The sequence below is a fragment of the Shewanella sp. WXL01 genome (assembly GCF_012263345.1).
Lineage (GTDB): Bacteria > Pseudomonadota > Gammaproteobacteria > Enterobacterales > Shewanellaceae > Shewanella > Shewanella maritima.
On sequence record NZ_JAAIKQ010000012.1, the window covers coordinates 42,506 to 58,259 of the forward strand.

The 15,754-nt window shown below is 46.1% G+C and carries 11 protein-coding genes; 1 reads left to right on the forward strand and 10 read right to left on the reverse strand.

Annotated elements, in window-relative coordinates:
* The first annotated feature begins 192 nt into the window (after nt 1–192).
* Entirely contained in the window at nt 193–2,106 is a 1,914-nt protein-coding gene (locus G3R49_RS18425; protein WP_167870635.1) for a methyl-accepting chemotaxis protein, read from the forward strand.
* Between the two features lie 101 nt (nt 2,107–2,207).
* Here G3R49_RS18425 and G3R49_RS18430 read toward each other — a convergent pair whose 3' ends face one another.
* From G3R49_RS18430 to G3R49_RS18475, 10 genes are all read right to left on the reverse strand, one after another.
* Nucleotides 2,208–2,966: an MOSC domain-containing protein gene (locus tag G3R49_RS18430; RefSeq protein ID WP_167870636.1), complete on the reverse strand. Its 759-nt coding sequence runs from the start codon at nt 2,964–2,966 to the stop codon at nt 2,208–2,210.
* A 408-nt stretch (nt 2,967–3,374) separates the two neighbouring features.
* Nucleotides 3,375–4,235 (reverse strand): PfkB family carbohydrate kinase, encoded by an 861-nt coding sequence (locus G3R49_RS18435; RefSeq protein ID WP_167870637.1) that lies wholly within the window; start codon nt 4,233–4,235, stop codon nt 3,375–3,377.
* Nucleotides 4,236–4,384: 149 nt separating this feature from the next.
* Nucleotides 4,385–5,722, reverse strand: a complete 1,338-nt coding sequence (locus G3R49_RS18440) for a coproporphyrinogen III oxidase family protein (RefSeq protein WP_130599568.1) — start codon at nt 5,720–5,722, stop codon at nt 4,385–4,387.
* A gap of 282 nt (nt 5,723–6,004) precedes the next feature.
* The gene (locus tag G3R49_RS18445; RefSeq protein ID WP_167870638.1) at nt 6,005–6,973 is read right to left on the reverse strand and encodes a formate dehydrogenase subunit gamma; all 969 of its coding nucleotides are present in this window, start codon (nt 6,971–6,973) and stop codon (nt 6,005–6,007) included.
* Nucleotides 6,974–7,045: 72 nt separating this feature from the next.
* Nucleotides 7,046–7,615 (reverse strand): formate dehydrogenase FDH3 subunit beta, encoded by a 570-nt coding sequence (fdh3B, locus tag G3R49_RS18450; RefSeq protein WP_130599572.1) that lies wholly within the window; start codon nt 7,613–7,615, stop codon nt 7,046–7,048.
* Between the two features lie 29 nt (nt 7,616–7,644).
* Entirely contained in the window at nt 7,645–10,500 is a 2,856-nt protein-coding gene (locus tag G3R49_RS18455) for a molybdopterin-dependent oxidoreductase (protein WP_130599574.1), read from the reverse strand.
* Nucleotides 10,501–10,516: 16 nt separating this feature from the next.
* A complete protein-coding gene (locus G3R49_RS18460; RefSeq protein ID WP_130599576.1) occupies nt 10,517–10,714 on the reverse strand; it encodes a twin-arginine translocation signal domain-containing protein in 198 nt (65 codons plus the stop codon).
* Nucleotides 10,715–11,204: 490 nt separating this feature from the next.
* The gene (locus tag G3R49_RS18465; protein WP_167870639.1) at nt 11,205–12,221 is read right to left on the reverse strand and encodes a formate dehydrogenase subunit gamma; all 1,017 of its coding nucleotides are present in this window, start codon (nt 12,219–12,221) and stop codon (nt 11,205–11,207) included.
* Between the two features lie 48 nt (nt 12,222–12,269).
* Entirely contained in the window at nt 12,270–12,866 is a 597-nt protein-coding gene (gene fdh3B / locus G3R49_RS18470) for a formate dehydrogenase FDH3 subunit beta (protein ID WP_167870640.1), read from the reverse strand.
* 27 nt (nt 12,867–12,893) lie between these two features.
* Nucleotides 12,894–15,743, reverse strand: a complete 2,850-nt coding sequence (locus G3R49_RS18475) for a formate dehydrogenase subunit alpha (RefSeq protein ID WP_130603393.1) — start codon at nt 15,741–15,743, stop codon at nt 12,894–12,896.
* Nucleotides 15,744–15,754: the final 11 nt, after the last annotated feature.

Here is a 15,754-nt window from a genome sequence, read left to right on the forward strand (position 1 = left end):
GCTTTTTCTTTCCTTTACAAGCATATCTATCGATAATTCTACTACTATTAACCAAGCACCTAGTTACCCAAGATTGCATTGTCTATTCCCGTATATTTTGAGGTAAACAGTGCATTAAAAAACCGCAAACAAGGTTAAATAATTTGTCATCAGGCCGATAAAACCAATACCTGATAATTGAGGCTGCTGTAAATGAATGCACTATCCAAGCTAACCATTAAACAAAAAATTCTGATGTCGGTGACTGTTGCCGTATTGCTATCAACCATATTGGTTGGTTACCTAGGCCAGCGTAGCGCTAAAAATGTGGTTGAAGAGCGGATGTTAGACTCTGAATTTCCCAGCCTATTGATGCAAATTCGCCACAAAGTAGAGTTAGACATCAATAGCTTGCTCAATGCTGCTGAGCAGCTTGCAACTAGCCGTATGCTGCTTAATTGGCTTGAGCAAGACAGACCACAAGCTCAAGAAACTAATGTGATTGCGCAGCTAAGAGATGTAAAAAATCAGTATGACTTAGTGCAAGCGTCTTATGCCGACCGCGAAACAGCAGCTTATTATACGCAAGACGGTTTTCTACGTATTTTGACTACAGACCAAGATGGCTGGTTCTTTGGGTATCGCGACAGCGGCCAAGAGCGCATGCTCAATGTTTTTACCGAAACCAATGGCGAGGTAAAGCTGTTCATCAACTATCAGCAACCTAATGGCCGCGGCCTGGTTGGCTTAGCTAAATCCCTTGATGATATGGTTCGATTGCTGGACTCAATCAAAATTGAAGATACGGGTTTTGTTTATCTAGTGGATGCCAAAGGTGAAATTAAGCTGCACCCAGATACCAGCAAAATTGGCAAAGTTAACCTTAATGGCCTCTACGATTCAGCCGGCAGCTTGCTAAATCGCAATGACTTTAATTTGCTACGTACTGACGTCGATGGCGACTCAACCTTAGTCGCCAGCAGCTACATTCCTGCGATGGACTGGTATCTGGTGGCTCAAGTACCAGAATCAGAAATTTTCGCCCTACTCGATACCGCAGCATATCAAATCTTAGTCAGTACCTTGATTATCGCTGCGATATTCACCGGTCTCGCTATTGGCGTTGCCACCTCTGTTAGCAGGCCGATTTCTAAGGTTGCTGAGTTATTTAGAGATATTGGCGAGGGTGAAGGTGACTTACGCCAGCGCCTGCCCGTCGAGGGCAACGATGAGCTCGCGCAACTTGCCCAGGGCTTTAACAGCTTTATCAGTAAGATTCAGCAATCTGTGATTGAGGTGGCGCAAACTAGCGAACAGCTAAGTTTGTCGGCAAATGATGTATCGGCGCAAGCTAATCAAACCCTTGACGACAGTTACCAACAAAAAGACCGCACCATGATGGTCGTTACCGCCATTAATCAAATGGGTGCAACTGTGAGCGAGATTGCCAACAGTGCTGCACAGGCGGCAGATACGGCAAGAGCGGCGGACGAAGAATCTTCTGAAGGCCAACAAGTGGTGATGACTGCACGCGACACCATCAATCAGTTGTCAAACGATGTTGAACAAGTGGGCGAAGTGATTGAATCACTGGCTACCCATACTAAGTCTATCGGTGGCATTTTAGACGTGATCCGTGCCATTTCAGAACAGACTAACTTACTCGCACTCAATGCTGCAATTGAAGCAGCGCGTGCTGGTGAAGCTGGACGCGGTTTTGCCGTTGTAGCTGATGAAGTGCGTAGTCTGGCATCGCGCACCGCCGACTCAACCAACGAAGTGCAAACCATGATTGATAAGCTACAAGCGGAAGCTAGCCGCGCCGTAGATGCCATGGAAAAATCGCGTAACCGCTCGCAACAAGGTGTTAGCGCGGTTGACGAGGCTAGTCAGTCGCTCACCGGTATTAGTCAGCAAATCGCCACCATTAGCGACATGAATATTCAGGTGGCAGCGGCAACCGAAGAGCAATCTACAGTTGTGGAAGACATTAATCGCAACGTGACTGAAATTAATGACATAACCCAGCGCACCGCAGATACAGCACAAGCTGCCGCAGCTGCCAGTGAGTCATTAAATCAACTGGCTGGTCGCCTTGATAGCCTAGTTGCTAGCTTTAAGGTGTAAGTCAAAAATAAAGCCAGCACAAAAAACGCCGCAGATATTAACTGCGGCGTTTTTATTTATTTGACAGCGGCTAAATGCTATCGGCTTGTGGAGTTAGCACATTAATGGTCGTGAGCTGGAAGCTGATAATTAGTAATGGTTTTAACCAATACTGAATCTAATTTTGGTTTACCTTGAGGCCCATATAAACGCATATCCCATGGTTCAATACTCCCCATATCCAAGCGATTTTGCAGGCTATTAACCCAGCTTTGCGCGAGTCCATCACTATCGAGCAATCTTTGGTATTGATTGGCATCAAACTGAGGCAAAAAGTAAATTCGCATTGCCTCAGCTAGGCTGATATCACTGCGGCGCTCTATAAGCTCCATACTGTCAGACTTATCAATGGTGCCGGCTTCAATCACCTTATAGAACCAACCACACAAGGCTGTTTCTTGCATAGCTAGAGCAAACTGTGGCTGATTAAATTGTAGGTTTAACTTAAAACATGGCGAGCGCGGCTGCGTCACCTGCAACACCACATCACCAAATCGCACAATATCACCAATATTTACCTGCGCTTCATTGACGCCTACGGTTGAAATATTTTCGCCCATGGTCGGTGCGTCTCGCACTCCAGAAATTAAATCCCAACGGCGATACTGACCATAATGCTCGCGAGGAAAATGGTGGATCACCCGGTCAAAGCCACCATGGTGCTTAGGATCGGCTTCGCCATTACCTTGAATACGTTCATGGGTAACAATTAGCTGTTTTGCAGGACGCTTTTGATTGATTGTGGTGCTTACACCATCATGATTATCTTGCTTATCACCGAGATACAGCCCAGATAATCGACTCACTAATTGCTTACTCACAGCTTGCTCCCTTTATTGTGTTTTCAGAGGTGAAATCTTGCGAACAATAGGTATGCCCCCTGAACAATGTGAGGCTCAATATACTGGAAAATCGCTTAAAAAAAAGCCCCGTGAATAATCACAGGGCTGTAAATCACTATTACGACTTAACAGCTGGGCATATTAATCTATACCGAGCTATTAAAAGAAGGGAGTTGCGAGAAGCCTAGTTAACTAGCCCGAGTATAGGATAACTGCAACAACAGTTATGGGGAGCCTGCCTCTGCTAGCCTCAGCATCTAAAGCACGGGCATAATAAAGTGTTCAGATGACAGCTAGATGACAGTAAGTTGGCAGTTTTATTAGGCGTTTAGGTGCAAATACCCAAGATCTTGCCCGTATCCAAAGCTGTAGCAACTTGCGGTTGGATTAAATAGCCGGTCGAGTTTCTAGGTAATCCAGTAGATCTTCGCCCGGTACCGAGCTTTGTGTTGCCACAGCAAAACTTGCCCAAACTGAAGCCTGTTGCATAGCTACCTTTATGTCTGCGCCATTAATTAAGCTATCGATCAACCCTGCAGCATATGCATCACCCGCACCTGTGGTATCCACAACCTCAGCGGGCATGGCACTTACCTTGATAGGTTCACCAGCATGATAAGCCGTCGCGCCATTCTCACCATCGGTCACCACAAAATACCGCAACGCTTTACCCGCTATGCTTTGTCCAAACACCCAGAAATCATCGCTGCAACGCTCCTGCATATCAGCAAGAGATGCCACTAACACATGACAAGGCAGCGGCTCATTACTGCTACTTAATTGGGCAACTACCACACACTCAGGATTCTGCTCGATAGCCGCTTGCGACCATACATGCGGATCTTTAGCACAAGAGTTTATGTAAAAACCTTGCCACTTATGCCATTTTGGCTGTTTTGGTAAGTGAAATTCAGGGCGACGCGAGCGGATAATAGTGCGCTCACCATCTGGCGTCATTACCAATAGCATTTCACTGGTATGGCCTTGATAACGTTGCACCATACGGCAATCTAGACCTAAAGTGCCAGCTTGTGCCAGTACCCAGTCCCCTAAGTCATCGCTACCAACTTGCGCCACTATCGATACATCATGCTGCGCCCATACTAGTCCTAGACCAGTATTCGCACCGCCGCCACCTAAGCGCAGTCCACCATCTTCGTAGTGGAAACGCCCGCCAGTTTGCAAGGGTTTGTCTAATTGCAAAATACGGTCGCAATTGATGTTCGCTAGTAAAAGAATATTCGCCATACATCAGCCTTTAACGTGAGAAGGTAATCTGCTCAACTCACAATCCATTGTTGTTTCAATACGCTCATTAAGCCCTGAGATTACGCGAATCAAAAAAAACGGCAACTGTTTCAGTTGCCGTAAATTCAGAGTTTTGCATGACCCGAAAGCTACATATCTCGCTTAGCAAGCGGCTTACGCAGTTGGGCGCGAACGTTATCCATTCCAGAGTAGAACTCTTTCATCATCACTAGGCCCATCATTTTACCGTTATCAGTAACGATGATGTTGTCAGGGTCGCTTGGGTCGTTCTTGATTGCGCCGATTGCCTTCATCGAGGTCATCTCTTTAAACAACGCAGTATCAAGGTTAACCCCAAACTGATCGCGGAAGTACTTGCGTGAAAGACGACCCGAGAACATACCAAGCAAGAAGCGATATTGCATGACCTCTTTCTTGTGATACAACTTTTGCTGCTCAACCGCCATGCGCCCTTGAGCGATACGCTCCTGGTATTTACGCAGGCTAAAAGTATTCACATACAAGGTGTCATTCAAGAAACTAAACGAGCCAGAGCCAACGCCAAGATACTCGTCATAATCAATCACGTACTCGTCAAAGCCTTCGTTATTAGCTTTGCCAAATGCCCAACCAGACAACTGGTTATACTGACCAATTAAGCTGTTTAGGATTTGTCTATATTGATCCATCATCTCACCGTGTGGCGCAGCTAGTTTTCCTTTAACGCTTTTACGGGTTTGGTGCGTGATCATCAATGGATAAGTGGTGATCTGTCTTGGGTCTAACTTAGAAGCTATATCCAGATCAGATTGAATGATTTCGGTTGTTTGGCCTTTGAAGCCAAAGATTAAGTCGATGTTGATAATTGGGAATAGCTCTTTCGCCGCCATAATGCGATCAAAGGTTTCCTCACCGGTACCAAACTTCTCTAGACGGTCGGTCATCTTGAGGATGCCGTTATCGAAACTTTGCACCCCAATCGACATGCGATCCACTAAGCCCTTGAGCTGTTTAAACTCAGGATTAGCTAAATGCTGCGGATCAGACTCACAAGACACCTCTTTAATTTCTGGAAATAAAGTCTTTGCGTGCTCAATGGTGCGCGCCAACTCGTCTTCCAATACGGTTGTGGTACCACCACCAATGTACATAGACTCGAAACGGTAGCCGAGGTCTTTAGCCATCTGCATTTCTTTACGCAGGGCAATAAAATAAGCGCGTGCTTTTTCTTCGTTAAATAAAAAGCGGTGGAAAGTACAAAATGAGCACAAGGTATGGCAGAACGGGATATGCGCATACAGCATGTATTTCTTGCCCTCAACCGGCTTTGGCATGCGGTCGGCAGAAATCGTATCTAGCTTGAGGTTCTTATCAACAAAATACTGCATGACGCGCTCCAATGAGCTCACCATCCAGTTGGGTACGGTAATATCAGCTTGATAAGGGGTAATTATTTTGCTGTCTGGTAAAACAATTGAAGATGACATGGTTACTCCAGGCCCACGCTTGAAAACCTCAAGGCGCGCCGATAAATTTATGCAGTTAACTTAGCGTAGGTCTAATCCCCTTCACCTACGTATTTTTAGGTATTAGCTTACACAATCATCACCCAACAAACTGTGAACAAGCTATCACTAATATTCACTCCCCTAACAAGTTTAACTTTATTTAATGTTGATCTTAGTCAAAAGATCACTATTTGATAACTAAGTAAACAAAAAACACCCCAGTTAGGGCTGGGGTGTTTTAAATTGGCAATTAATACGCGATTACTCTTTGTATTTTAATGTGCCATTTTCTTTGATTTCATCAAACCAAAGGTTGTGGTGTTGCTTCGCCCACTGCTCATCACAGTAACCAGACACCATACACTCCATACCACCTTCAGACATAACCGTTGCCATGAAGATATGTACGATAGAGAAAGCAGTAATCACGATTGCGCTCACTGAGTGCAATACTAGTGCAATTAAGCTTAGGGTACGGCTTGGCTCAAATAAGTTAGGGAATAATAGCAACATACCTGATGCTGAGATAATTAGGCCGAAGAAGGCAAATGCCCAGAACCATAATTTCTCACCTGCGTTAGCAAAACCTGCATCAGGGTGCTTACCTTTAAATGGACCAAAGTTAATGTAGCCACCAACGTACATCATCCACTTAAGGTCGTACATTTTTGGTAGCTGGTTTTTAGCCCAAAGTATCGTCATTAATGCCCAACCTAGCATGAACGGAATCGCCATGTAGTCGTGGATTAATTTCGCAGAGTTGATTAAACCGGCCCATAAACCTTCGCCAACGTACGGCTGCAGGAAGAAGCGACCCGCTAGCAAAGTTAAACCCGTTAGGATTAACAGCAAGCAAGGGATAGCACCCAACCAGTGAATCGATACGTCGAACTTAGACCAACGATAAACTAACTTGCCTGTGAAACCACCGTGTAGCTTAGAGATACCATTGATTTTGATAAACACCACAAAGACGATGATCATGCCGAACAGTGCAGCGGTTAATGCCGGAGCAAGTAAGTCGCTACGTAGCTCGAACACGCGTAAATCATAAGTGTTGATCAGTTGTTCATGAGCTTGACCGTGAGATGTGGTTACGCCTTTGGCACCCTCTTTAACTTGGGCCCAAATTTGTCCTTCAGTCTCTGTCGCTGTATTTGTGTCAGCCATGCTTACACCGCTAAATAGCAAGGTGATAGCAACGCTTAACATAATAAATAAATTTTTCATGTTACATCCTTCTGGCTCACTAGGCGCTGCAAGCAGCGCCTAGATTAATCGGACTAACTCAGGATGTGAGGATTAACCCCAAATCGCCTTGTTAGAGCCACGAGAAGCAACACGCTCACGGAAGATGTTAGAAACAACTTCTGCATCACCAGCAAGCAGTGCTTTAGTCGCACAAAGCTCAGCACACATAGGTAGCTTACCTTCGGCGATACGGTTAGCACCGTATTGCTTACGCTCTTTGTCAGAGTGGTTCTCTTCTGGGCCACCGGCACAGAAAGTACACTTGTCCATCTTGCCACGGCCGCCAAATACTGACTTTTGTGGGAACTGTGGAGCACCGAATGGACATGCATAGAAGCAGTAACCACAACCGATACAAGTGTCTTTGTCGTGAAGTACGATGCCATCTTCTGTTTTATAGAAACAGTTTGCTGGACATACAGCCATACAAGGCGCATCACTACAGTGCATACATGCAACTGAGATAGATGCTTCACCAGGCTTACCGTCGTTAATCGTCACAACGCGACGACGTTGAATACCCCACTCTAGTGCAGAGTCGTTTTCGTTCTTACATGCTGTGACACAGCCATTACATTCGATGCAGCGCTTGGTATCACATAAAAATTTCATTGTAGCCATATTGGCAATTCTCCTAGCTTAATCTGCAACTATGCTTTGGTGATTTGACAAAGCGATGCTTTGGTTTCTTGCATCTGCGTGATTGGGTCATAACCGTAAGTTAGAGCCGTGTTCGCAGATTCACCTAGAACATAAGGTACAGTGCCTTCTGGGTAGTTAGGCGCTAAGCTTTCACCGTGCATTTCACCTGCGAAGTGGTATGGCATCCAAGTAACGCCTGGTTTAACACGAGGTGTAACCATAGCTTTAATCTTAATGCGACCACCTTCTGCACCCTCTAGCCATACTGTGTCACCGTTACGGATACCGCGATCTGCAGCATCAGCAGGGTTGATTTCAACAAACATTTCTTGTTGAAGCTCAGCTAGCCATGGGTTAGAACGTGATTCTTCACCACCACCCTCGTACTCAACTAGACGACCAGAAGTAAGACCTAGTGGGTACTTATCCGTGTTGTCATTGTCTTGAATAGTCTTGTACAGAGTAGGCAGACGATGAATTTGCATGTCATCGTAAGTTGGGTACTTAGATACAAGGTCACGACGAGGCGTGTATAGCGGCTCGCGGTGTACAGGTACTTGGTCAGGGAAAGTCCAAACAATACAACGAGCTTTTGCGTTACCGTAAGGGATACAACCGTGCTTCATAGCAACACGTTGGATACCACCTGAGATATCAGTCTTCCAGTTTTTGCCTTCTGCATGTACTTTCTCTTCTGCAGTTAGCTCGTCCCACCAACCTAGCTGTTTCAGCATGTCAGCAGTGAATTCTGGGTAACCGTCTTGGATTTCAGCACCTTTAGAGAAGCTGCCTTCAGCAAGTAGGTTCTTACCTTGATACTCGATACCGTAACGCGCACGGAAGTTACCGCCGCCTTCAAGTACGTGCTTGTTTGTGTTGTACAGAATTTGAGTACCAGGGTGCTTCTGCTCTGGTGTACCCCAACATGGCCAAGGCATACCGTAAGTATCGCCTTTAGCAGGACCACCCGCAGCTTCAAGAGTCTTGTTGCTGAAAGTACCCCAGTTTTGAGTGTGTTGCTTGATACGCTCAGGGCTTTGACCTGTCATACCGATTGTCCACATACCGCGGTTGATTTCGCGAGTAATATCTTCAATCACTAGCATGTCTTTGCTGTCTTTAGCGATACGCTTAGTGTACTCGTCAGCAAAGCCAAGCTTTTGCGACAGACGGTACATGATCTCTAAGTCAGTCTTAGATTCAAATAGTGGCTCAACCACTTTTTCACGCCATTGTTGGCTACGACCTGAGTTAGATACTGAACCTTCAGTTTCGAACTGAGTACAAGCAGGAAGTAGGTAAACACCATTTTGACGACGGTGCATTACACCCGCCATAGTTGGGAATGGGTCCACAACAACTACTGTATCCATCTTGTCTAGTGCATCACGAACATCTGACTGACGAGTTTCAGTGTTAACTGATTGACCCCAGAAGAAGCCCATGCGAACGCGGTCTTTCTGTGCTAGTTTTTCAGGTGTTTCTAGTACACCGTCATGCCAACGAGAACATGGAATACCAGGCGTGTTCATTGGGATACGACCTAGGTATTCGTTTTGGTCGAAACGACCTTTAACCCAGTCAAATTCTAGATCCCAAACGTTTGACCAGTGCTTCCAAGAACCGGTCTTAAGACCGTAGTAACCTGGTAGCGTGTCAAATAGTAGACCTAAGTCAGTTGCACCCTGTACGTTATCATGGCCACGGAAGATGTTAGTACCGCCACCTTGTTTACCCATGTTACCTAGAGCAAGCTGAAGGATACAGTAAGCACGAGTGTTAGCATTACCAACGTGGTGCTGAGTACCACCCATACACCATACAACCGTACCTGGACGGTTTTCAGCCATTAACTTAGCTGCTTGGTATACTTCTTCTTCGCTACAACCTGTGATGTCTGCAACTTCTTTAGGTGGGAACTTTTTCACTTCCTCGCGGATGGCATCCATTTCGAATACACGTTGCTCGATGAAAGTTTTGTCTTCCCAACCATTTTCGAAGATATGCCATAACATACCGTAGATGAATGGAATGTCAGTACCAGGACGTAGACCACAGTGAAGGTCTGCGTGAGCTGCTGTACGAGAGTAACGTGGATCTACCACGATAATCTTAGCGTTGTTCTTCTCTTTCGCGATCAGAATGTGCTGCATTGCTACTGGGTGAGCTTCAGCCGGGTTAGCACCGATGAAGAAAATAGCATTGGCATTTTGAATGTCGTTGAAAGAGTTAGTTTGCGCACCGTAACCCCAAGTGTTAGCAACACCGGCTACAGTGGTAGAGTGACAAATACGTGCAGAGTGGTCGACGTTGTTCGTACCCCACATTGCCGCAAATTTACGGTACATGTAGCAGCCTTCGTTCGAGAACTTAGCACTACCCATGAAGTATAAAGAGTCTGGACCTGATTCTTTGCGGATGTCTAACATCTTGTCGCCAACTTCGTTGAAAGCTTGCTCCCAAGATAGTTTCTTCCACTTACCGTCTACCAATTTCATTGGGTATTTAAGACGTTTCTCACCATGACCGTGCTCACGTAGCGCAGCACCTTTTGCACAGTGACCACCAGCGTTGAATGGGTGATCGAATGCAGGCTCTTGACCAGTCCATACACCGTTTTGTACTTCAGCGTATAAACCACAACCTACAGCACATGCAGAACAAACGGTACGTTTGATTTCAATTGGCGCATCGTGCGGTACATCTTTCGCTTCTGCACGGCGCATCATGCCAGTGCCTAACATTGAAGCGGCAGCGATACCACCAGTGGTAACACCCACTTGCTTCATAAATTGACGACGGTTAATGCCTAAGCTTGCTGTTTTAGCTTCTGTGGCCGTCGCAGACTTACGAGTTAGTTTCATCTAAATTCTCCTAATCCTAGCCGCGTAAGCTATCGTAGTAACTGCGTACGTGAGCAGTTTCTTGATAGCCTTTTGATTTTGTATTGATTGCACTTGGCGCTTGCGCCTGTGCAATACTGATTCCGCTAACTGCTAATGCAGCACTTGCAGTGCCACCAACAGTTATCGCTTTCAGCAAAGATCTGCGGTTCAGATCGGGCTGTTGCTTACTCATCTTTACTCCTAAATGAAAGTGACCTTTCATAGAAAACAAATATATAAAAGGCACTTTTCAGACTGACTTGTTAGTTTTTTGTTTACAATTCGTCTAGTTACGCAGGTTCATCAGGCTGCGTATTTAAAGTGCAAACGCACTATAAAGATAAAGACAAGGGCAGTTTTTGACGTGACATCAGCTTTTGTTAATTTTTAAGGTTTTTTAACTTAAAAACGTCTACCAAATCACACTTATAAACATGCATTTTTTGTGGGGTTTTAGAGAGGATTTTTATTAAAAACAATATGTTAATTTGAGGTTAAATTTATCGAGTTTTCGCGATAACAAAGGGCTGTACCACTTTAGGTATACAAAAATTAGCAGCACCTAAATGATGCATGTGAATTTGCACCCATGTTGAGAATTTGCAAACACCCATAAAAAAGCCCGTGACCAGATGTATCACGGGCTTTTCAATTTTCGACTAGTGCGAATTAACGAGTAACGCTTAGTCTTTGTACTTTAATGTGCCGTTATCTTTGATTTCGTCATACCAAAGGTTGTGATGCTGGATTGCCCAGTTTTCATCACAGTAGCCAGACACCATACACTCCATACCGCCTTCACTCAGTACGGTTGCCATCCAGATATGTACAATCGTAAATGCAATCAAAATTGCCGCACTTACACCATGAACTAACAGCGCTAGCATAGAAGCTTCACGCGGTAAATCTAGGTTAGGCAGTACTAGCATTAAGCCCGAAACACTGACAAACAGACCAAAGAAGACCAGCGTCCAGAACCACATTTTCTCACCCGCGTTCGCAAAACCAGCATCTGGATGCTTGCCTTTGAACGGGCCAAAGTTAATGTAGCCACCAACCACTAAGAACCACTTTAGGTCGTACAGTTTAAAGGTTTGCAATGGCATCCACTTAATCACACAAAGTAACCAAGACACGATAAACACAGGACCTGCCCAATCGTGTGAGAATTTACTGAATGCGATGATGCCAGCCCATAAGCCTTCGCCAATATACGGTGCAAGGAAGTGGCGCCCTAGCATAATCAGAATACCCGTCACCATCAGTAATAAGCAGGCTACTGCCATTATCCAATGTAACCAAATATCAGCTTGACTCCAGCGGGCAACCATCTTGCCAGAGAAACCTTTATCTAGTTTTGACGCGCCATTCACCAGGTAAAACACTAAGAATGCAGCGAACACACCTACCACAGCTAGCGCAATTGCAGGCTTAAGGTATGTGTCGCGGGCGATTTTGCCTTCGTTACCAACCACATTGATCAGCACGTTAGACTCTAGGCCTTTGTCTGTACTGTATCCAGACTCGCCAGCTTTCACTGCGCGCCATAGATCGGCATCACTCGTTCGTGTTGTTGCTTGTTGCTGGCTTGATTGTTCATCGGCAGCAAAAGCAGTCGACGTGATTAACCCAAGTCCCATAACTAGAACTAACAGAGCAATTACGCTGTACAGTGATTTGTTTAACGATGCGTTTAACATTGTCACTCCTTGTTGGGCCGCGAGCGCACCCGCAGCCATTGCTCTTGGTTAGATCATTTCACCGGTTTTAGGGTTGTAGCCCCAAATGACATTTGGATTACCGCGTGCCGCCATACGGTTACGGTAAATGTCAGAAACCACACCAGCATCACCAGCAAGTAGCGCTTTAGTTGCACAAAGCTCAGCACACATAGGTAGCTTACCCTCGGCAATACGGTTAGCACCGTACTTGTGACGTTCTGCACTTGAGTGATTTTCTTCCGGACCACCAGCACAGAAGGTACATTTGTCCATCTTGCCGCGGCTACCAAATGCAGTCTTTTTAGGGAACTGCGGCGCACCAAACGGACAAGCATAGAAACAGTAACCACAACCGATACAAGTATCTTTGTCGTGCAGTACAATGCCGTCTTCTGTACGGTAGAAACAATCTGCCGGACACACTGCCATACAAGGCGCGTCAGTACAGTGCATACATGCCACTGAAATAGACGCTTCGCCTGGCTGACCATCGTTAATTGTCACCACGCGGCGACGTTGAATACCCCACTCTAAAGCAGAGTCGTTTTCGTTTTTACATGCTGTGACGCAACCGTTACACTCGATGCAGCGTTTGGTGTCACATAGAAATTTCATGACTGCCATAATGGCTTATCTCCTCATCAAGTTCGGTTAGGCTTTGCTGATTTGGCACAAGCTGGACTTAGTTTCTTGCATCTGAGTCACAACGTCATAACCATAAGTCAGTACTGTATTTGCAGATTCGCCAATCACGTAAGGCACAGTGCCTTCGGGATAGCTCTTCTCTAGGCTTTCACCTTCAAATACACCAGCAAAGTGGTACGGCATAAAGCTTTCACCTGCGATAACACGTGGGGTTACCATGGCTTTCACTTTAATCTTGCTGCCTTCCGGACTATGAACAAACACGTCATCACCATCGCGAATGCCGCGATCGGCTGCATCAGCAGGGTTCATCTCAATGAACATTTCTTGCTGTAACTCTGCTAGCCATGGGTTAGAACGGGTTTCTTCACCACCACCCTCGTACTCAACAAGACGACCAGAGGTCAGTGCTAATGGGAAGTCCTTAGCAAAGTCTTTGTCTTGAATCGACTTATAAAGGGTTGGAAGACGTGCAACCATACGGTCATCGTAAGTTGGGTACTTAGCCACAAGATCACGACGAGGAGTGTATAGCGGCTCGCGGTGCACAGGGATATCATCTGGGAAGTTCCACACAATCACACGTGCTTTCGCGTTACCGTAAGGGATACAACCATGCTTGATTGCCACGCGCTGGATACCACCTGAAATATCTGTCTTCCAGTTTTTACCTTCAGCGTGTTTCTTCTCTTCAGCGGTAAGTTCATCCCACCAGCCAAGCTGTTTCAGCATGTCTGCAGTAAACTCTGGGTAACCGTCTTGGATTTCAGCACCTTTAGAGTAGCTGCCTTCAGCAAGAATGTTATTACCGTTATGCTCAACACCGTAGCGCGCACGGAAGTTACCACCACCGTCTTTCACTTCACGGCCTGTGCGGTACAGAATTTGTGTACCTGGGTGCTTCATTTCTGGTGTGCCCCAACAAGGCCAAGGTAAACCGTAAGTTTCACCTCTCGCTGGGCCACCTGGTGCTTCCAGTGAATCTACGTCGAATGTACCCCAGTTTTGCTGGTGCATCTTCAGACGCTCAGGGCTTTGACCTGTGTAACCAACCGTCCACATACCGCGGTTAAATTCGCGAGTAATGTCTTCGATGACAGGCTCTTCACCTTTCACTTCGATGTTCTTGAAGAACTCTTTCTCAAAGCCCCACTTCTTAGCCAGTTTGTACATGATCACGTGATCAGGTAGTGACTCGAATAATGGTGTGATGACCTGATCGCGCCACTGCAGTGAGCGGTTTGATGCAGATACAGAGCCGTAAGTTTCGAACTGAGTAGCTGCAGGTAATAGATACACACCGTCTTTACGGTTGTGCATAACACCCGCCATAGTTGGGAATGGGTCAACAACCACAACAGTGTCCATCTTATCCAGTGCTTGACGCACCTCGCGACCACGGGTTTCGGTGTTAACCGACTGCCCCCAGAAGAAGGCAAGACGAATATTGTCTTTCTGCGCGATTTTGGCGCTGTCTTCTAGTACACCATCGTGCCAACGAGAACACGGAATACCTGTCGAGGTCATTGGGTCTTGGCCAAGGTAGTTACCTTGATCGAAGCGGCTTTTCACCCACTCATAATCAAGATCCCAAACGTTTGCCCAGTGCTTCCAAGAGCCGGTCTTAAGACCGTAGTAACCAGGCAGAGTATCGAACAATAGACCGAAGTCAGTTGCGCCCTGTACGTTATCGTGACCACGGAAGATGTTCGCGCCGCCACCTGAAACGCCCATGTTACCTAGCGCTAATTGCAAGATACAGTAGGCACGAGTGTTAGCATTACCCACGTGGTGCTGAGTACCACCCATACACCAAACAATGGTGCCTGGCTTAGTTTCAGCTAACATTTTCGCTACGCGGTACATTTGTGCTTTTGGCACACCGACAATGTTTTCAACTTCTTCTGGGTGATACTTCTTCACTTCTTCTTCGATACGTTCCATGCCGTATACGCGCTGAGAAATGAACGACTCATCAGTCCAGCCATTCTCGAAGATATGCCAAAGCAGACCGTAGATGAATGGGATATCAGTACCTGGACGAATATGCACAAACTCATCAGATTTTGCTGCTGTGCGAGTAAATCGAGGGTCAACTACAATGATTTTCGCGCCGCGCTCTTTACCCACAAGAATGTGCTGCATAGCAACTGGGTGAGCTTCACATGGGTTTGAACCAATGAACAGCATGCATTTAGAGTGGCGGATATCGTTAAACGAGTTAGTTTGCGCACCGTAGCCCCAAGTGTTAGCAACACCGGCTACCGTGGTAGAGTGACAAATACGTGCAGAGTGGTCGACATTGTTGGTGCCCCACATCGCCGCAAATTTGCGATAAAGATAAGCTTGCTCGTTTGAGAATTTCGCACTACCCATAAAGTACAGAGAATCTGGGCCTGACTCTTTACGGATGTCTAATGCTTTTTGACCAACTTCTTCAATGGCTTGATCCCAAGAAAGTTTCTTCCACTTACCGCCTTCAAGTTTCATTGGGTACTTAAGACGTTTTTCACCATGGCCATGCTCACGAAGTGAAGCACCTTTTGCACAGTGGCCACCTTGGTTAAATGGGTGGTCAAATGCTGGCTCTTGGCCAGTCCAAACACCGTTTTGTACTTCAGCGTAAATACCACAGCCTACTGAACAGTGAGAACAAATAGTACGTACAACATCTGTTGGTGCATCATGAGGTACATCTTTAGCTTCAGCTTTACGCATCATACCTGCGCCAAGCATTGAAGCTGCGGCAATTCCACCTGTCGCTAAACTAGCTGACTTTAAGAATTGGCGACGGTTAAGACCTAAGCCCGGCTTTTCAGCCTTTGCGACCGTGTCTGTTTTGCGGGTTAATCGCATCACACACTCTC

Bases quoted from the DNA above. Each gene is read 5' to 3' on its own strand.
- G3R49_RS18425 (WP_167870635.1), top strand. From the start codon at position 193: ATGAATGCACTATCCAAGCTAACCATTAAACAAAAAATTCTGATGTCG.
- G3R49_RS18435 (WP_167870637.1), bottom strand. From the start codon at position 4,235: ATGGCGAATATTCTTTTACTAGCGAACATCAATTGCGACCGTATTTTG.
- G3R49_RS18440 (WP_130599568.1), bottom strand. From the start codon at position 5,722: ATGTCATCTTCAATTGTTTTACCAGACAGCAAAATAATTACCCCTTAT.
- G3R49_RS18445 (WP_167870638.1), bottom strand. From the start codon at position 6,973: ATGAAAAATTTATTTATTATGTTAAGCGTTGCTATCACCTTGCTATTT.
- fdh3B (WP_130599572.1), bottom strand. From the start codon at position 7,615: ATGGCTACAATGAAATTTTTATGTGATACCAAGCGCTGCATCGAATGT.
- G3R49_RS18455 (WP_130599574.1), bottom strand. From the start codon at position 10,500: ATGAAACTAACTCGTAAGTCTGCGACGGCCACAGAAGCTAAAACAGCA.
- G3R49_RS18460 (WP_130599576.1), bottom strand. From the start codon at position 10,714: ATGAGTAAGCAACAGCCCGATCTGAACCGCAGATCTTTGCTGAAAGCG.
- G3R49_RS18465 (WP_167870639.1), bottom strand. From the start codon at position 12,221: ATGTTAAACGCATCGTTAAACAAATCACTGTACAGCGTAATTGCTCTG.
- fdh3B (WP_167870640.1), bottom strand. From the start codon at position 12,866: ATGGCAGTCATGAAATTTCTATGTGACACCAAACGCTGCATCGAGTGT.
- G3R49_RS18475 (WP_130603393.1), bottom strand. From the start codon at position 15,743: ATGCGATTAACCCGCAAAACAGACACGGTCGCAAAGGCTGAAAAGCCG.